13 protein-coding genes are annotated in these 18,276 nt (G+C 45.4%); 1 reads left to right on the top strand and 12 read right to left on the bottom strand.

Going from position 1 to position 18,276, the window contains the following annotated elements; translation table 11 throughout:
• Positions 1-4: 4 nt before the first annotated feature.
• Positions 5-595, top strand: a complete 591-nt coding sequence (gene rimJ / locus PSI15_RS03980; RefSeq protein ID WP_273582447.1) for a ribosomal protein S5-alanine N-acetyltransferase — start codon at positions 5-7, stop codon at positions 593-595.
• Here the strand turns inward: rimJ and PSI15_RS03985 are convergent.
• The 12 genes from PSI15_RS03985 to PSI15_RS04040 form a co-directional block, all read right to left on the bottom strand.
• Positions 554-1,510, bottom strand: coding sequence for a serine/threonine protein kinase (locus tag PSI15_RS03985; RefSeq protein WP_273582397.1), 957 nt, complete (start codon positions 1,508-1,510; stop codon positions 554-556). The two genes, rimJ and PSI15_RS03985, sit on opposite strands and share 42 nt — an antisense overlap.
• A 20-nt stretch (positions 1,511-1,530) precedes the next feature.
• Positions 1,531-4,167 carry a type VI secretion system ATPase TssH gene (tssH, locus tag PSI15_RS03990; protein WP_273582398.1) on the bottom strand — a complete coding sequence of 879 codons (2,637 nt, stop codon included), beginning with the start codon at positions 4,165-4,167 and terminating at the stop codon, positions 1,531-1,533.
• Between the two features lie 24 nt (positions 4,168-4,191).
• Positions 4,192-5,244, bottom strand: coding sequence for a type VI secretion system baseplate subunit TssG (tssG, locus tag PSI15_RS03995; protein WP_273582399.1), 1,053 nt, complete (start codon positions 5,242-5,244; stop codon positions 4,192-4,194).
• Between the two features lie 6 nt (positions 5,245-5,250).
• Complete coding sequence (gene tssF, locus PSI15_RS04000) at positions 5,251-7,125, bottom strand: type VI secretion system baseplate subunit TssF (protein ID WP_273582400.1); 1,875 nt, start codon at positions 7,123-7,125, stop codon at positions 5,251-5,253.
• A gap of 30 nt (positions 7,126-7,155) precedes the next feature.
• A complete protein-coding gene (locus PSI15_RS04005; protein ID WP_045970620.1) occupies positions 7,156-7,710 on the bottom strand; it encodes a type VI secretion system baseplate subunit TssE in 555 nt (184 codons plus the stop codon).
• 17 nt (positions 7,711-7,727) lie between these two features.
• Entirely contained in the window at positions 7,728-9,386 is a 1,659-nt protein-coding gene (locus tag PSI15_RS04010; protein ID WP_273582401.1) for a type VI secretion system-associated FHA domain protein, read from the bottom strand.
• Between the two features lie 69 nt (positions 9,387-9,455).
• Positions 9,456-9,947 (bottom strand): Hcp family type VI secretion system effector, encoded by a 492-nt coding sequence (locus PSI15_RS04015; protein ID WP_045973442.1) that lies wholly within the window; start codon positions 9,945-9,947, stop codon positions 9,456-9,458.
• Positions 9,948-10,114: 167 nt separating this feature from the next.
• Positions 10,115-11,617: a type VI secretion system contractile sheath large subunit gene (tssC, locus tag PSI15_RS04020; protein WP_273582402.1), complete on the bottom strand. Its 1,503-nt coding sequence runs from the start codon at positions 11,615-11,617 to the stop codon at positions 10,115-10,117.
• A gap of 3 nt (positions 11,618-11,620) precedes the next feature.
• Positions 11,621-12,151 (bottom strand): type VI secretion system contractile sheath small subunit, encoded by a 531-nt coding sequence (tssB, locus tag PSI15_RS04025; RefSeq protein ID WP_045970626.1) that lies wholly within the window; start codon positions 12,149-12,151, stop codon positions 11,621-11,623.
• Between the two features lie 61 nt (positions 12,152-12,212).
• Positions 12,213-13,286: a type VI secretion system protein TssA gene (gene tssA / locus PSI15_RS04030; protein ID WP_273582403.1), complete on the bottom strand. Its 1,074-nt coding sequence runs from the start codon at positions 13,284-13,286 to the stop codon at positions 12,213-12,215.
• Positions 13,287-13,342: 56 nt separating this feature from the next.
• The gene (gene tssM / locus PSI15_RS04035; RefSeq protein WP_273582404.1) at positions 13,343-17,041 is read right to left on the bottom strand and encodes a type VI secretion system membrane subunit TssM; all 3,699 of its coding nucleotides are present in this window, start codon (positions 17,039-17,041) and stop codon (positions 13,343-13,345) included.
• A gap of 3 nt (positions 17,042-17,044) precedes the next feature.
• Positions 17,045-18,268, bottom strand: a complete 1,224-nt coding sequence (locus PSI15_RS04040) for a DotU family type VI secretion system protein (protein ID WP_273582405.1) — start codon at positions 18,266-18,268, stop codon at positions 17,045-17,047.
• Positions 18,269-18,276: the final 8 nt, after the last annotated feature.

Raw genomic sequence — 18,276 nt, forward strand, 5'->3', positions numbered from 1 at the left:
AAACATGTTTGGTTATCGTTCTACATCTCCCAAGATCCGCTTTATTACGGACAGAATGGTTGTTCGTGTGGTATATGAATGGGATGCCTGTCGGTTGGCTGAATATTATGCAAAAAATAAAGATTTTCTTAAGCCGTGGGAACCCAGCAGGGATGGCAGTTTTTATCAACCTTCCGGATGGACAAATCGGCTGAATTATATTGCGGAATTACAACGGCAGGGATCGGCATTTAATTTTTTGTTATTGAGTCCTGATGAAAATGAAGTAATGGGAGTGGCTAATTTCACTAATATTGTGCGAGGGGCGTTTTATTCCTGTTATCTTGGTTATTCTTTGAGCGAAAAATGGCAAGGGCAAGGGTTAATGTATGAAGCCTTGCAACCGACAATCCGCTATATGCAGCGTCACCAGAAAATGCACCGGATTATGGCTAATTACATGCCACATAATCATCGCAGTGGAAATTTACTTAAGAAATTAGGTTTTGAACGGGAAGGTTATGCCAAGAGTTATTTAATGATTGATGGAGTCTGGCAGGATCATGTGTTGACATCATTGATTGATGATACGTGGTGGGATCATATTAATTTGTAAAATTGCCACAAATTCGGTTATGGAGGGGGGGCGTTCTGACGGGTTTATTGCCAGGGCTGAGTCAACCGCATGTAGAAACGACAAGGAATATCCCATAGGGCGCAGTTTGACCAGAGGCTGATAATTATCTTCAAGATTGCGTACAATGCTGACGGGTGGGGGGGCGCCCACAATCAAAGTATATAACACCGCCCCCAACGCATAGATATCTGTCCAAGGCCCTTGTTGGTTTTCTTCATTGGCGGTGTACTGTTCCACGGGGGTGAAGCCGGATCGGACCGTTATCTCGGTATCATCAGACAAGCATTTTGTTGTCTGGCGGCTCGATCCTAAATCCAGCAATAGGGGTGATTGATTCTCTTGGATAAAAATATTGTCCAAAGAGATATCGCAGTGTAAATAATTTCTTTGATGGAGCGTATCAAGGGCATCCAACAAAGGAAGTAATATCCGGCAAAGCCAGTTTTCATTGATAAGATGTGGGTGCCTTACCCATAATTTATTTAATGTTATCCCCTTATAAAAGGGCATTGCGATATACGCCGTGCAGTTTTGTTGCCAAAAGCGCAGAAAACGGGGAAGACAGGGATGTTCGAAACAGGACATCAAGTGCGCTTCGCGGATAAAGTTTTGCAATCCGGTATGAAATCGTTTTCTTAGCTTTTCTCTTCGTGAGTGCTTTTCTCCCCGTAAGTTGAGTTTCATATCCCGGCAGCGCATAGCGAAAGAGTGGGGCATATATTCTTTGATAGCAATAGCTTGCTTAAGATGGTGATCCCAAACACGATATACAATACTACTCCTGCTTTTGCTAATGACTTCTTCGATTTCAAATTCATTGAGGCAGTACCCAATGGGAAGAGGGGGAGTAAAACCCATGTTGCCATCGTCATAAGTTCGGTGAAAATTCTGCAAGTGGATGGCCTCTTGGTGATTTAATGGGTGAACTGAAATTGAAACTCATCCTGTTCGAGATAAACCCGAAGATGCTGGTATTGTTCATGATGCGCGCTGGCAGAAAGCAGTTGCTGACTGATTTGCGGCAGCAGCGTATTGGTCAGGATTGCATCAACCATTCGTCCACCGGACTCAATTTCGGTGCATCGGCTGACGATATGTTCGACCATAGCATCATCGAATGTTGCTGTAATACCGTGGTTTTCCAACAGGCGTTTTTTAATCCTCGCCAGTTGTAATTGTACAATACTTATCATCACTTCATCACTCAACGGGTAATAAGGAATAACCAGTAGTCGTCCCAACAGGGCAGCAGGAAATACATTCAATAATGGCTTGCGCAACGCAGCACTGAGCGTTTCTGGCTCTGGCAGTGTCTCTTGTTGGGTGCAAAGTGCATTGATCAATTCAGTGCCGATATTGGACGTCAGGATAATAATCGTATTGCGAAAATCGATATGGCGCCCTTCGCCATCTTCCATCCAACCTTTGTCAAAGACCTGAAAGAAAATCTCATGGACATCAGGGTGAGCTTTTTCGATTTCATCCAACAAGACCACGCTGTAAGGACGGCGGCGGACAGCTTCCGTCAATACTCCCCCTTCGCCATAACCCACATAGCCTGGCGGAGCCCCTTTCAAGGTTGATACGGTGTGCGCTTCCTGAAATTCACTCATATTGATGGTGATCAGGTTTTGCTCCCCACCATATAACGTTTCGGCCAGCGCGAGCGCGGTTTCGGTTTTACCCACACCGGACGGACCACACAACATGAAAACCCCGACGGGTTTATTAGGATCGTCCAGTTTGGCGCGTGAAGTGCGTACACGTTTGGCAATTAACTCTAACCCATGATACTGACCAATAACACGTTGGCTGAGGGTATCCGCCAACTGTAATACGGCGTCGATTTCGTCTTTTACCATGCGATTGAGGGGAATGCCTGTCCAGTCTGAAACAACCGAAGAGACAATATTGCTGTCTACAGCGGCAAAAATAAGTGGCTCTTCTCCCTGTACGGTTTTCAATTGTTGCTGTAACGCTGACAATTCGGCGTGCTTTGCTTCAGGGACATCATCATGTTGCTCTGTGTGCAATTGAATTCGCAGGGAAATAATTTTATCGATCAAGAAAAGTTCTTGTTCCCAACGTTCCTGCAATTGCGCTTTCTGCGCTTCCAGCGTGGCGAGTTCATGCAGAATAGTTTCTGAACGTTGTTGATCACCGATGCCTAGCTTAAATTCCCGTTCGGCAATCTCCCGCTCAATGTGCAGTGCCTCTATACGATGACGGCAATCTTCCAGTTGTGCAGGTTCGGCATATTGGCTGATGGCGACTCTGGCACAAGCTGTATCCAGCAGTGCCACTGCCTTGTCGGGTAATTGACGGGCGGGAATATAACGGTGTGAAAGGCGCACGGCGGCTTCCACGGCTTCATCCAGCAACAGCACATGATGGTGCTGTTCCAGTGCCTTGACCAGACTGCGCAGCATAAGCAGCGCCTTGCTTTCATCAGGTTCATGAACTTGAACCACCTGAAAACGACGGGTAAGGGCAGGATCTTTTTCGATATATTTTTTGTACTCAGACCACGTTGTGGCACCAAGAGTACGTAATTGACCGCGCGCCAAGGCCGGTTTTAACAGGTTGGCAGCATCACCGGTTCCCTGTTGTCCGCCGGCACCAATCAAGGTGTGAATTTCGTCAATAAACAGAATGATGGGCGTCGGGCTGGACTGAACTTCGTCGATCACTTTGCGTAAACGAGATTCGAATTCGCCTTTGGCACCGGCTCCAGCCTGTAGCATACCGATATCCAATAACCAAAGCTGGACATTGCGTAAAGGCGGAGGGACCTCTTGTGCTACAATCTTGAGCGCTAATCCTTCAATCACCGCGGTCTTGCCGACACCCGCCTCACCGGTCAGCAGGGGATTATTTTGGCGGCGACGCATCAGAATATCAATAATCTGACGAATTTCCTCATCACGCCCTGAGACTGGATCAATTTCCCCATTGCGCGCCCGGGCAGTCAGTTCCTGGCCATATTGTTGCAGAGAAGATTGTTGCAGAGAGGAATTTGCCGCAGTCTGTGGCGTTATTCCCTGTATATCCGTTGATGATGCACTTGCTTGGGACTCATCGCTATCGCTGCAAATGCCAGTGAAATTATCGAGCAGGGTATCGGCATTAATCCGATCAAATTGGGGAGAAATGGATTTCAGCGTATTGCGTAAATTAAAGGTTTTCAGGATGCCGATCAGCAAATGAGCGCTGCGAATTTCACTGACACCAAATTTCAATGATCCGTATACCCAGGCGCGCTCCACCGCATTATCAATATGCTCGGAAAGGTCAGAAATAGCACTGGCGCCGCGTGGTAAGCGATCCAGCGCGGTCACAATGTCTTTCGTCAGCGCGGATTCATCCAAGGAAAAATAGCGGATAAGTTGCTGTAAATCGCTGTTTTGTTGCTGCATGAGTTGATGCAGCCAGTGGACTAATTCGACATAAGGATTGCCACGCAGTTTACAAAAGGTGGTGGCACTCTCTAAACAAGTGAACAGAGTACGGTTAAGTTTGCCGAAGAGTACAGAACGACTGATTTCTGACATAGCGTATCATCCGTAGAGTGAGGGTTAACGGTGATAGATCAAATCGCCACGATGGGCGGGTTGGGGATTTTTACCCGGCTCAACGTGGCCAAGCCAACTACTTAATCCCAATTTGACCGGTTCTGACAGACGAATGCCTTTGACATCCGATTGATGGAGAATCAACCGGATGTCCCATGCGTATTCAATCCCCAGATATTGATAAACCCAATCATATAACTGTTTTGATTTAGATTCTCCCGGCAAGAACATCTTATATTCAGCGATGCTGAGCGGGCCCAACTCAATGCGAAACTTATGCTGAATATCGTAGAGTGCAATGCCCAGAAAAGCCGATTGACCTAAGCGGGGCAGGTGGCGTCCTGCTTTTAATTGCGCTTGATCCGATATTTCGATATTTAGCCATTGAGGAATATTCTGCACAATTTTTAACGGGATCTGGAAATAAGAAGCCAGTATTTTTTCCAACCCTTCTGCACTGTGTCCCTGACGGGATAAATGGCCGGATAAGGAATAACGGGCATGATCATGGATGGCATCTGGATTTTGCTGTGCAGGTAATCCCATCCCCACCAAACAGGAGAGATAATGGTAAAAGCGTTGGTTATCCTGACGGTCGAGTGATACGGTTGGCCGGGTATTGGCCCAGGCGCGATAGAACAACTGGATTAGCCTGTGGTGAAATAAATTGGCAAATGCGTTCAGCGTGGGATCTTGATGATTATATTGTCGCGTATAAGCATATTCGGTCATATGCAGTGGTAGTGGGCCATTGGGGCCGAACAAGCCAAAACTGTAAATCAGCATGTCAACCTGTTTTGAGTTTTCCCGCTGCTTGACGTCGGCAATCGTCGAAGGAGCGAAGATCAGGGACGCTTTTTGCCCCAATCGCAGTAGATCATGTTTCGGCAATGGGGCAGTACCCAGCCTGTAGTATGCCCCGGATTGGGCATCGATACGGCGCAGCGTTTGAAATAAGTCGAATTGCCAAGGTGTTTGGGTGAGTTGTTGCCAAAAATCATCGGGCAAACGACAGAGACGATGCAGAGAAATAGCGTTCTTTTGATTCGTATTCATTGTTGTTTATATCAATCGCTTGTTGCCCATGCGGGCAGGCCAAAAACCGATATTGCCGCGTTGCTGGCTATACAGCGTCATTTCAGTAAACGCGTTCATGGTGACCAGACGTGAGAAGAGTCTTTCCAGTACGCTGCCTAACAGCCAAGGGCTGGTGCCCGCAAATTCTTGCTCATTGACCTCTATCCTGATGCTGACGCCACGGGCGAAAACAATCGGGCCGGGTTCAGGCACCCGTCGATAAATGGTCTTTAAGGTACAATGGCGGATGCCGTTAATTTGGCGGATGACGGCCGGTTCTGCAAGGTTGGCATAGAGACTCAGCAATTGCCGCAATGCCTGAGTCCCTTGCTCGTCATCTTTATCCATAAAGTTCAGGTAATTGAGTTGAAGTTGGCTAATTAATTTCCAAGCGGCTGAACCTTGGGTTAAGGCAGGGCGTGGAATGGTGGGTCTTTTGAGAAACGCAATTTGGTTAATAGGAATTGAATCCAGCATGGCAAAATTGTCGAGATCTTGCTGACGCAGCATCGCCGATAAATCACGGTTAGTACACATCACTTCGGCAGTCAGGAATTTTAATTCATTGGGCCACGGAGCGTGTTGTTCATCGACAATGGAAACAAAGGCTTCCGTTCCGACATAACTGGTGCGGGTTCCGTAGTGCTGGGCATGTTCAGATAAGATACGCGGTTCACGGCGCACAGAAAAGTAAGCACCGTAATTGCCTTTATCATCACTGAAAGTCGACCAAAATGGCCTGAATATTTGGGTTTCTTTGCGCTTGATGTTTGCCCCGTGCAGGCGCTGTACTGAGAAAATTTCGTAGTCCAGCGGACGAATATTATCGACTACCAAATGGTATTCATTGGTACTCTCTTCCACAGAGACACGTTCCGTGATTTTAGGGAATAAATTAATCACGGGGGTACTGTTTATGGCCAAATACGTGGTCTCTACCAGACGTTCCAGATTGGCATCGGCTTTGTCCAAAAGCAGTATCAGCTCAAATTCACTTTTTTCTTTTGTTTGTTTCAGCAAAGATTCCATGCCACTGATACTGAAAAATTGAAAGCGCGCGGGAAAAGCAAAATATTCTTGGAGTTGCCGATAACCACTGAAATTACGTGGATCATTGGGGAGTAATGCCTGATCATCATCAAATCCCTCATGATGGGGGAATATATCGGGCAAGACCTGATATTGAGGGGCATGACCCAGTGTCTGGCATACTATGCCGACAGAATGTTCCATAATCAGTTCCAACAATTGCTGAGATTGAATATCTGGCCCGGCAAGAAAAAAAACCAGTTTCTTGAGATCCAGCTCATTGAGGAAGAATTTTCCCTGGCAGCTAAGGTGAATGCGCAGCGCACTGACGGCGCCATATTGATGAAGGTTCAATGCCACGAGTGGAAGATCGGCCGGAATTCTGCCCAGTTCAACGTTTTTTAGCTGCAATGGCTGCAAAGTGACATCTTGTGTGGTGGTATAGTGGAAATTGATGCCGTCTTTTTTTAATGTTTGACAGTGCATGACGGTGCCACGCGGCACTAAAAAGCCGTGACTGATATCGCCCTTGCTGGTATCCGGCTGGAGCTCGACGATGGCCATTGACGGTGTGGGAGACAAATAATTCGGGTACAGCATCTCCAGTAATTGCTCGGAAAAACGTGGAAATTCCGCATCCATTTTTAATTGAATGCGAGAAGTCAGAAAAGCGAAGCCTTCCATCAGGCGTTCAACATAGGGATCGACAACATCAATGCCATGCATACCTAAGCGATTGGCGACCTTAGGGTAGCGTTCGGCAAATTCTTTGCCCATTTCACGTAAATACATTAATTCACGGTTATAATATTCAAGCAATTTATTGTCCATAGCCCCTCTTATCTCTTCTCTGTTTCGACCTTACCCGGCTTCTTTGATGGTGAAATAACCATTTTCCAGATCGATATCACTACGGAACAGGAATTCCAGTGGCCAGGGAACGCACCACAAAAATCCTTTTATTTCTATGGATAAAGTATTGTATAGCGTCAATGAATGGGTATCGGAAACACAACTCACTTCAAGCCCATCGGGAATGATACGGGGTTCGAAGATATGAATTGCTGTCATGATCCGATGTTGGATATCTCCCCATTCTATTTCAGACAGACATTTACCCGATAAGGGAGGCAAACCAAAGTTATAAACCGAATGGCGAATTTCTGGAAAGGGCGTGAGATTTTGTTCAGACTCACTATTGATATTATTGAGCAACCATTGCAAATCTCTCAGGACATTCTGTCGTAAGGCCGAGTGCGATAGCATGTAATTGTTGATTGCTTCTTGTTTTTTATCCGGCTCATTATCGGTGAGCCTGTCCAATAAAGAAGGCAGCATTCTGTCTTTAGCAGTAATGCGTACCGTGTTATTGCGACTATGATAACCACCATGCAGTAAAGTGAGATTGTCATTCATGGATTACCTACTCGCTATTATGATTGGGCGTTTTTATAACGATTCACTTCTGCTTCATAGGCTTGCAGGAAATTTGCCCCAAACAGAACAGAATCTTGTTCAAACTCATGCACGATTTTTTGATAATGTTTGGTGAGATACTCCCACATTGATGCTTTGTTGCTCGATGATAGCGACAAACGTGGCAAACAATCGTCTTCCCGCGCTTTTCGTTCAAGAACAGCAGGATGGAATAAATGTAATATGTCTGTTGTAATGGCGCGTATTCCTGCAATCATGCCTGATTGGTGCGCTTGCAACTCGATTAAAATGTCATGGGTTGCCTGTTCAAGTGGCATAAAACCGGGTATATGGCCACCAAACATCAGTGCTAAAACCGATTGACCGGAAGGTAACAGTTTAAAGGGATTGTTGGCGTCAAGCAGGGATTGGGTCATGGCGGCATTGGCTTCGCGTTTGAGTTGGGTACGTGAAGCATTGAGTGCGATGATGCCTTGGGTTAAGCGGCTAACCAAAAGACCTAATTGATACATCTGGTGTTCATCAAATTGCAGCCTGCTTATCTCTTTTAGCCCCATGCCATCCAATAATGCCGCCAGTAACTTCCCTTCCAATTTGACACTATTGGTTTGATATTTATCTGTTCCTTTGTTTTGGGAATAATCTTGGAAAAATCCTTGTGGGTCGTGGAAGGCTTCCTCTTTAATCGGATTTCTTTTTTGTGTATCAGCCAATACAGGCTCAGAAGGCGGTTCAGGCAGCTCAGAAGGTTCAAAAATAAATTGAGGTTTCGAATGAGTTGCTTCATCCACTGAGTTCAAGGGGGCAGCGTTATCTAACAACATTTGGTTTAAGAGATCATCATTTTTGGCATGTTGTAGTGTCTTCATGTGCTTATCAGAAAACAGTGCCAGTGGGTCAATTTCCTGCTTATCATCATCTTGATCATCAGGTGGCAATCCATCAGGCGGCAATAATGTGGTCGGTGTATGGTCATTCAGGATATCTTTCTGTTGGAACGTCGTATCTGAATTGAACATCGCAATCGGATCGGTCGCCCGTAATTGTAAGGCATCAAGATCGGTTGTTACCTCAATGTGCGCCAGCGGGTCAATGGGGTTCCGTTCTTGATAATGTTGGCCTTTTATCAGGGGATTGTTTACCCGAAGATCGCTGACCAGCGGATCGTTATCGTTTAACGCTTGTTGGGTCTGATGAGCATTAACAGGAGAGCCAGCATCAGGAGTGGGGAAAATTTGCTCAAGATCATCCCAGACTTCACTGGGGATCTTTGTTTCATCACCGGTCAGCGGATGTTCACCATGAGCTATTTGGGAAGTTGCCTGTTGTGATGCACGCTTATTAATATCAATGATTTGGATCTGATAATTGCCAATATTCAGCATATCACCATCGCGGATTTCAACCTGACGATCGGGAGCCAGAGGTATCATGTTCAATAAGACCTCAGAAGCAGAACCTTGATTGTTGAGCCGGCATTCTCCATCAGCGGAAATGGACACAATAACCTGCAATCTGGCAATGGTCAGCTCGTCATCGGGTAAATACCAATTATTTTCCGTGCCGCGACCGATTGTGCCGCCTGGAGGAGAAAAGTCATAACTCAGTTGTGGTGGTTGGTTTGAACCTGAGTTTTTAACAATGGTGAATCTCATAAGTATGAATACCTATTTAACCTTCCTGCGGGAACCCACAGGAAGGTTGTTAATGTTGGTTTATGTGCTTTATCCGACTTGATTGCTATAAGAATCCCATTCATAGCTGACTTCAGCGCCTTTAGAACCTGAGGCAAACTCTTGAGAGAAGTAGCTTTCTTTATGTTTTTGGAAGGCGATAAGAATAGAAGCATAAAAACCGCCATCCCCGTATGCCAGGCTGGATCGCGCGATCAAGGCATTGGTCAAGGTTAATGTATACCAAGGCTCTTGTTTACCTCCTTGCCGGCGTACATTCAGTTTCACTTCCTTGATATGTGTCCCTTTGACGAGATACTGGCGCAAGGTGATAGCCGATTTGTCAAACAAGATATCCAAAGACAAACCAGAAACGGACACGATACCTGCACCCAATCCAGTACCTTGAGTGGCATGATTGATACGGTTAAGCACTTCCAGTGAAAACGATCTGACAGCAGTCCAATCTTTGAACTCGTTATCACCTGACTCCCCTTTAACATCAGTAAAATTAATATATGCATCAATGCCAGGAATAGACATAACTTCCGCCTTATTAAAGTTGAATGAAATAATGGGGCCAATAAAAGCATTCAATAAATGCTTATTGGCGTTAAGCATAAAAATATATGCGTGTTGAAAATCAAAGATGGGTAGGAGGTTTTGGCTAGTAGGATGTTCTATAGGTAAAATAGCTTAATTCCTTAATATCACGCTCCTTTTAATGAAGGTAATTTTGAAACCAGGCGCAGAGAAACGGTCAAGCCTTCTAGCTGATAATGGGGACGCAGGAAAAATTTAGCCTGATAATATCCCGGATTACCTTCTACGTCTTCGACCTGAACCTCTGCGGCTGCCAGCGGTTTTCTTGCCTTGGTTCCTTGTGATGAATTGACGGGATCACCATCAACATAATTGATGATCCAATCATTCAGCCAACGTTCCATGTCAGAACGCTCCTGAAAAGTCCCAATTTTGTCGCGAACAATACATTTCAGGTAGTGGGCAAAACGACAACAGGCAAATAAATAGGGCAAACGAGCCGCAAGGTTGGCATTGGCAGTGGCATCAGGATCGTAATATTCCGCCGGTTTTTGCAGGGACTGGGCGCCAATAAAGGCGGCCATATCCGTATTCTTGCGATGCAATAACGGAATAAACCCATTTTTTGCCAACTCTGCCTCACGGCGATCGCTAATGGCGATTTCTGTGGGGCATTTCATGTCCACACCGCCGTCATCAGAGGGAAACGTGTAGCAAGGCAAGTTTTCCACAATACCGCCGGATTCTACGCCACGGATGGAAGTACACCAGCCATACAGTTTAAAAGAACGATTGATATTCACCGCCATAGCATAGGCGGCGTTTGCCCAAGTGTAGTTATTGTGAGTGGGACCTTCGGTATTCTCCTCAAAATTGAAATTATCAACGGGGTTTGTGAGCGCGCCATAGGGGAGGCGGGAGAGGAAACGCGGTAGCGCCAACCCGATGTAACGCACGTCTTCGGATTCACGTAAGCTGCGCCAAGGCGCATATTCCGTGTTTTGGAAAATTTTTGTCAGATCCCTGGGATTGGCGAGTTCCTGCCAGGACTCCATTTGCATCACACTTGGTGAGGCGCCTGAAATAAAGGGGCAGTGTGCCGCCGCACTGATTTGTGCCATTTGGCGCAGCAGTTCAACATCCGGTGCCGTATGGTCGAAATAGTAATCTCCCACCAGGCAGCCGAAAGGCTCGCCACCAAACTGACCATATTCCGCTTCATAGATCTTTTTGAAAATCGGGCTTTGATCCCAACTCACCCCTTTGAAACGTTTTAGTGTGTTGCTCAATTCCTTTTTGGAAAGACACATCACCCGGATTTTCAGCATTTCATCAGTTTCGGTATTGTTGACCATATAATGCAAACCACGCCAAGCGCCTTCCAGGGTCTGGAATTCCTCATGGTGCAGAATATGATTCATCTGTTGTGATATTTTGGCATCGATTTCAGCAATCAATGACTGGATAGTACGGTAGGTATCGCCAGAAATAGTGACCGTATTTTCCAATGCCTGTTGTGCCAGTGTCTTCACCGCATTTTCAACGGCACTGCGGGTATGATCACTTTGCGGACGAAATTCCTTATTCAACAGAGAGCTTAGTTCATCAGGGGTATACTCTTTTGCGACTTGCGCTTGTTGAATTTGGGTTTCTTGTTCAGTTGAGCTCATCAATTACTCCTTATCTTCAGTACCTTCTTCCGAAGCATGATCTTCAGGTTTTGGTGCTTCCGCCAAGGATTTCAGCAGGGCGGGGTTTTGCAATATTTCGGCAATCAGTTTTTCTGCGCCGTTTTTACCGTCCATATAAGAAAGCAGGTTTGCCAGTTGGGTGCGTGCTTCCAGCAATTGCGCCAAAGGCTCGACCTTTTTGGCGATGGCATCAGGTTGAAAATCTTCCATATTTTCGAAGGTTAAATCGATATTCAGTTTGCCATCACCGGTCAGGGTATTTTCAACCTGAAAGGCCGCCCTTGGCTTGATGGAACTCATGCGCTCATCAAAGTTGTCAATGTCAATTTCCAAAAATTTGCGATCATTGACGTCAGGTAAGGCTTCTACCGGTTTTCCTGCCAAATCGGCCATAACGCCCATAACAAAGGGTAATTGAACTGCCTTCTCTGAGCCGTAAAGCTCGACATCGTATTCAATCTGTACGCGAGGGGCGCGATTGCGTGCAATAAACTTTTGTCCACTGGATTTCATAACACCTTCTCCATGACTGGATTCACCGACAAATAAGTGAATGGATTAAAATAAAAAATGATTAATCTGTATCAGGGGTATCATCAGGATGATTTGGACGGCCGAAAATGGTCTCAAGCTGATTTAACCCTTCTGGCACAAGATCGTAGATAATATTCATAAAATCGCGGTCAATCAGCCGTAGAATGCGATCAATCATTATCGGAGCCGGGTGGCTTGGCTCATGTTGAAGAAAATACGTTTTGGCTTTTTCCAATAAAATACGTGCATCATCACGGTGGCTGGCTTCGACTTCGTGCCAATGAACCGATGTCACGTTCTCGGAAGTCGCAAGGGTTGCTGCTGATGATACTGTTTGTCCTGTTGCGGTTTTCGGTTTTATAAACGGCGCGGACTCAATGAGTTCTGTATTGGCAGCATGTTCTGCAATACCACAAAACCCAATGATGGTATCCAGTTGTTTTAAAAACTGCGGCAATTCGGGGATATGGGTATCAGATAATTTGTGGCGAATAATTTCAGTCAGGGCAGTGAGTTGCTCGCGAATGGTGATGATTGCCAAGATCTCAGGGCTATTAGCTTGTTGTTTTAATTCATCCACTAATCGATTGCGTCCACCGGTATAACCTTTGATTTCGGTGACTGTACCGTTAAGCAGTAAGCAAACTTCCTGTAATGATAATTCTGTCGAAACACTTTTGAGTATCACGGTGTGTTGCGCTTTTAGCGTGCACGGGGAACCATCTTCGATCGCAGCCAGCGTGTTGAGACGAAACAGGGGATCATATTCACCATTAAACTCCAGTTTTGGCCACACATCTTGCCAATAACGCTCCAGCGCCTGACGGAGTAAATTCAGGCCATCGGCATAGCCACAAATTCCCCGTGTATTTAACCATGCCTGCATCAGGGCGATGATGACACGCAGATCTTTAGAACGGGACAGCAACTGAGTGGCTTTTTTTTCCACCTCTGTCCAGTTGGGCGGCTCAGCCGGGATAAGCACCTCACCAAACTGTTGTTCTGGTTTTTCGATGAGGAACCGTTCTAATGCCAGAAATTCATCATCATATTCGAGGTCTTCCCCGCAGGGAAACTCCGCACTGATCGGAGTGAGTAAGGCATCAATATTCATGGTATTTTCAGCTTATATTCAGTTCACCGTGGTGATCTCGATCGTGGGGATATTGATTATGCTGCTTGAAACAGTTCCGGGCTTGGGCACGAGAAAGCAGGGAAGTTAAACGGGCTAAAAACACTGTTCGGCGTAAATTCCAGTAACACTGTATGACCACTGATATTAAACCCTGCCCGTAAGCTCATATCATCAGCATAAGTTGGGTTGCCGGTTTTGCCACGCCAGATTTGTTTGGCATGATCCAGTAATCGGTTCAGTGCCCAGAAACCCGACGTTGATAAGTTCGCGGTTGTACCATTACTGAGATTTAATTGAATGCGAACCAGATTGGTTTTAGCGGGTCCCGGCCAGCTAACGAGCTGTGAAAGTTGCGGGCCGTGGCTGTATTCTACTTTCTGTCCATCGACATCCAGTATCATGCTTAATATGTCATTATCCATGCTGACCGGGCGAACCATGACGCGAAATAATGGCGTCGGGGTTCCGGCGGTAAATAGCGTATCGCGGATAATCTGGGCTTGCTGGAAAGGTTTAAGCAACGCTTTTCCCCCCGGCAGGGATTTGCCATTCACGCCGGGCATAAATTGCCATGTTGGTTGCGTTGTATCGACCTTACCCACTAAATTTTTCTGGAAAAAACTGTCCATTAAACCGGTTTCGGGAGCAAACATCCGGGCCATGTCATCAGGCTTGATATCCTGCCGTGCGTTAGGCATCAGCGGATAGCGATGAGCAATGGCCTGGTTGCAAAAACCACCAATTTCTGCACTGAGGTGCTTACCGACATTTTTCATGTCACTGAGCTGAGTATCGTGACTTGCGCCAACCGCGAGTGAGGAAACCATGCTCCGAAACGGCATGGGCAGCCGTTCTGATGTGGTTTGTAACTGCGTAATAATCTTACCGTCAGGCAAGGGCATCCCCGTATTGGTTGCATTTTGCACTGAGATTAAATACAGATATAACTCACCAATTTCTTTTAAGGTTTTATCAAAAGGAATAATGGAACTGTTTTTATTGGTTCTTTTTGCCAATTCAAGAATGGGGGCAAAATGTTTTTCTATTTCTTGTTCGGGTTGCTGTTCCGGTAAAGATTGAGCGTTATAGGACAACATTTGTTTCGGGATCTGTCTGGGCACTAATTTCGAGGTTAATTTATTCGACTGATTCTTCACAATATTATTGAGTTGCTTAATATTTGGGTTATTTTCATTCAGCGTGACATTCTTGCTGATATTAATTAAAAGATTGCGCATCGGGGAATCGGAAGAAGACAATAAACGTGCTGTACTGGCCCGTTGCTCTAAACTATCGATATTTCTTAAACGAATATCCGCTAAAAATTGATTCCACTGATAGATGTAGTCATTAATATAAAATTGCTTAACGGAATATTTGATCTCCTTATCGGTCTGCTTTTTTGCATAAGTACTGTTTGCATAAGTACCGAGCACCCAGTTATCTTGTGAATACAACGTGGTGAGAAAAGTATTGAGGTTTTTTCCAATTCCTGTCTGATAACCCGCCGGTGTGAACATGCCCGCTATCCCCTCTGTAATAGGCGCGTCACTGATACGTGAGAAAGCCAATTCAGCTTGAGGGCCGGCAAGGGTGTCCAGATTGACGGGAGATAAATTGGGATCATTCATTAACTTTTCTTTTAAATAGTTATAAGCGCGTTGTGTTGGTGGCAGGCTGCTGATTAATGCCTGTTTTTTTTCGACCAGAGCGTCATCAAAAATAAAGGGGGAAGCCACAACGTGGTGATCTAACAATTGACCGATATGTTCCCCAATTTGTTGCAACTGCTGTTGAGTGATATCTGCATTTAAGTGGGTTTTTAAATACTGCATGATCCAGTTATGCAGAAATTTACCCTCATAATGTTTAGGCTGATATAACATTTGATAAGCCTTGAGCGTATTGTAACTTTTCTCTGCGTCCTCACTATTATCATCATGCATCTGGTGGGTGATGATGATGGCTATTTGCGGCAGTAATAAAGTTTGCAGTGCTTTTCTGTACAGAGACTGGCTGGCATCACTGATTTTTTCACCGCTATACAGCCCCATCCGATAGGATAAGGGGGGATTTTCTAAAGAGAAATGCGAGCTTTTATCTAAATAGGCCAAATTGTTTAAAATGGGTAATAAGGCGTAAACATCATGGGACTCTTTTTTTAATTGCTCACCTTGTTTCACAATCGCCGGAATTTTGGCTTGGACTTCCAGCAAATAATTTTTATTATTGCTATAGCTGGTCAAAAGTAAATTCGCCAACAATGCCAGTATGGCAACCGAAATAATATATCCCAATCCACCCAAAACGCGCTTGCGGTATACCCACCAGCGGTTATAACCGGCAATGCCTGCTTCCTGAAAGATATTGTCCAGTAAATTTTTCAAAAAATAAGTTTGTCGGGTTGGGACAGGGGGAATCATCCCTTTACCATTTCCCCATGACATCGTATGGCTATTGTTATCTGTGGGTAACTGAAAAGTGTGGTTAAATTTTTCCATCACATGGTCAAATGGAGTTCCTTCTTGTGTCCCACTGGTGAAATACAGCCCTCGTGGATAATAGGGTATTTCAAATCCCGACCTGGCGAATACGATGTCAAGATATTGTGCAATCAGCGGGCGCAGGGACGCAATTTCTTGTGGGAACAGATAACTTTCAGCACATTGCCGTGGATTATGTCCGTTTAACAGAATAGAGGGTAATTCAGCCTCCAACCGCAATTGTAACTGGCTATATTGTTGTTCAAAGATGCCATTCAGGTTGAACTCATTATTTTTATTCCATTTGCCTTGTGGAACCGAATCCCATGGGAAATTAAATCCCCAAATTTGCTCACGGGCGTTTTTGTCAAAATGAGCGAAATAAGCACTAAACCCTTTTAATAAATCGGTTTTGGTGACCATGACATAAATAGGTAACCGTATCTTGAGTTGTTCATGTAACTCTGACAGACGCCGGCGCAGCATATAGGCCTGTTGATCCCGTTTCTCCGTTGAGGGATTCAGTAAATCTTCCACATTAATCGTAATAATGACGCCATTAAGCGGTTGGCGGATACGGTATTTTTTCAACAACCAGATAAGGTTTTTCCATTCATCGGCATCTTGCTGGTGCACACTGTCCTGTGTGGTATAACGGCCTGTGGTATCGAGCAGAACCGCCCTATGGGTAAACCACCAGTTACAGCTATCCCTGCCCTGCATACTGTACAGGGCGGATTGACCAAAATAGTCCGACAGTGGAAAGTGCAGGCCGGAATTTGCCAGAGCGGTTGTTTTACCCGAATGGGGGGCACCGATAACCAGATACCAAGGTAATTGATAGATATATTGGCGGTTGAAGACGTTTATCCAGCTCGGTTTATTTTTGTTGTATAAACCAGAAAAATAGGCTCTTTTCAATAATTTTGCCGCATCGGAAAAACGTTCTGCCAATGTAATAGAGTGTTCATTCTGCTGATTTTCTTGGTTTTCATCCTTGGTGATATTTAATTGCTTGGTCAGCTTTTGATTGATCCAGGATTGGTAAAACCGCGGTATTAGCTGAGTGAATAACCAAATCACGAATAAAATAATGATGATAATAATGCGTGTCGTCATTGACGCAAAAGGAACCGAATTACCGACAGAAATAATAGGTCCAAAAAACCAGATAACGAAAGAGAAAGCGGTTATGCCGAGAAAACTCCAGGTTAATCGGCTGGTCATAAGAGAAAAGAGGGCATTCAGCATGTCTTAGTTTCCTTGCATCGTTTGATTTACAGGAGAAACTAACAGTGTGATTTCGACTCGTCTGTTTTGGGCTCGGTTATCGGCGCTATTATTGGGAACCAACGGATCGCTGGCACCTCTGCCTTCGGTTTTGATTCTTTCAGGTTGGTTCAGGTAACGTTGCAGTTCTTTTTTTACCGACTTCGCTCTTGCGAGTGATAAAGCGTAATTGGAGGGAAAACGGCGGGATTTAATCGGAATATTATCCGTATATCCGACCACCAGAATTTCTCCGTTAAAATGGTTCAACGCCTCAGCCACTCGCCTGATGACATCCAAATAACGACTTTTGACCTGAATAGCACTGGTGTTAAACAAACCGTCTCCTTTTAATGTGATCACGCTCCTGTCAGGCAGGTCAGTGACAGTCAATAATTCCTCCGCGACTTCCTCCCGCAGCATACTTTGCAGATTCAGGGTGGGGGGGACGGGCGGTGATACCCGATCGCTGACTACCAGATTGGGCAAATTAGTCTGGTAAATTTTTGCCAAAATAGGATTGACCATATCATTCAACCGCCAATTCAGGCTGATATACAGGATACCGACCAAAAAAATTAATATTATTGTCGAGATCCACACCGGTAAGGAAAAGTGCCGGGATTTGATTGGTGCAGTAATGGCGCGTACTTTTTGTGATAATTCAGCGGGGTAACTCCCTCTCATTGAACGTATTAACTGAAACAGGCGTTGTTTTACCGTTTCCAATTGGGTGCGGCCGTTATCCATCACCCGATAACGCCCTTCAAAACCCAGTTGGAGACAGAAGTTAATCAGTTCTAACAGGAACAAGTTATCCCTGGGATTTTGCGATAGCTTGGCTAATAGCTGGAAAAATTTTTCCCCTCCCCAGGTTTCATTGTGAAAAGTGACGAGCAGGCCACTGCCAGACCAAACACTGCGAACCCCCCAAGGTGTCAGGGCTGCCGCTTCATCCAGTGCGGTACATAAACAGTAGCGGGCACCGATGATCACGGCGTAGGGCAGTTTGGCCTGTTGGCATTCCACCTCAAATCGCCGGATTTCATTGATCAGTTGCTGGCGTAAATGGGCGGGATCAGGGTGAACCGTTGAATGCCGGATCTGCGGGATGGTATTTAATAATGGATTGGCGGCAGAAACCAATGGGTTATGATTGGTATCACCAGAAAGCATGTCAGGTTCAGTTTTCTGCTTTTCCTGCATCATCGGCTGTG

Source organism: Xenorhabdus sp. PR6a (genome assembly GCF_028599065.1).
GTDB classification, from domain to species: domain Bacteria; phylum Pseudomonadota; class Gammaproteobacteria; order Enterobacterales; family Enterobacteriaceae; genus Xenorhabdus; species Xenorhabdus doucetiae.

What these genes read in the sequence shown, in the direction of transcription:
- rimJ (WP_273582447.1), top strand. Translation starts at nt 5, where the DNA reads ATGTTTGGTTATCGTTCTACATCTCCCAAGATCCGCTTTATTACGGAC.
- tssH (WP_273582398.1), bottom strand. Translation starts at nt 4,167, where the DNA reads ATGTCAGAAATCAGTCGTTCTGTACTCTTCGGCAAACTTAACCGTACT.
- tssG (WP_273582399.1), bottom strand. Translation starts at nt 5,244, where the DNA reads ATGAATACGAATCAAAAGAACGCTATTTCTCTGCATCGTCTCTGTCGT.
- tssF (WP_273582400.1), bottom strand. Translation starts at nt 7,125, where the DNA reads ATGGACAATAAATTGCTTGAATATTATAACCGTGAATTAATGTATTTA.
- PSI15_RS04005 (WP_045970620.1), bottom strand. Translation starts at nt 7,710, where the DNA reads ATGAATGACAATCTCACTTTACTGCATGGTGGTTATCATAGTCGCAAT.
- PSI15_RS04010 (WP_273582401.1), bottom strand. Translation starts at nt 9,386, where the DNA reads ATGAGATTCACCATTGTTAAAAACTCAGGTTCAAACCAACCACCACAA.
- PSI15_RS04015 (WP_045973442.1), bottom strand. Translation starts at nt 9,947, where the DNA reads ATGTCTATTCCTGGCATTGATGCATATATTAATTTTACTGATGTTAAA.
- tssC (WP_273582402.1), bottom strand. Translation starts at nt 11,617, where the DNA reads ATGAGCTCAACTGAACAAGAAACCCAAATTCAACAAGCGCAAGTCGCA.
- tssB (WP_045970626.1), bottom strand. Translation starts at nt 12,151, where the DNA reads ATGAAATCCAGTGGACAAAAGTTTATTGCACGCAATCGCGCCCCTCGC.
- tssA (WP_273582403.1), bottom strand. Translation starts at nt 13,286, where the DNA reads ATGAATATTGATGCCTTACTCACTCCGATCAGTGCGGAGTTTCCCTGC.
- tssM (WP_273582404.1), bottom strand. Translation starts at nt 17,041, where the DNA reads ATGCTGAATGCCCTCTTTTCTCTTATGACCAGCCGATTAACCTGGAGT.
- PSI15_RS04040 (WP_273582405.1), bottom strand. Translation starts at nt 18,268, where the DNA reads ATGATGCAGGAAAAGCAGAAAACTGAACCTGACATGCTTTCTGGTGAT.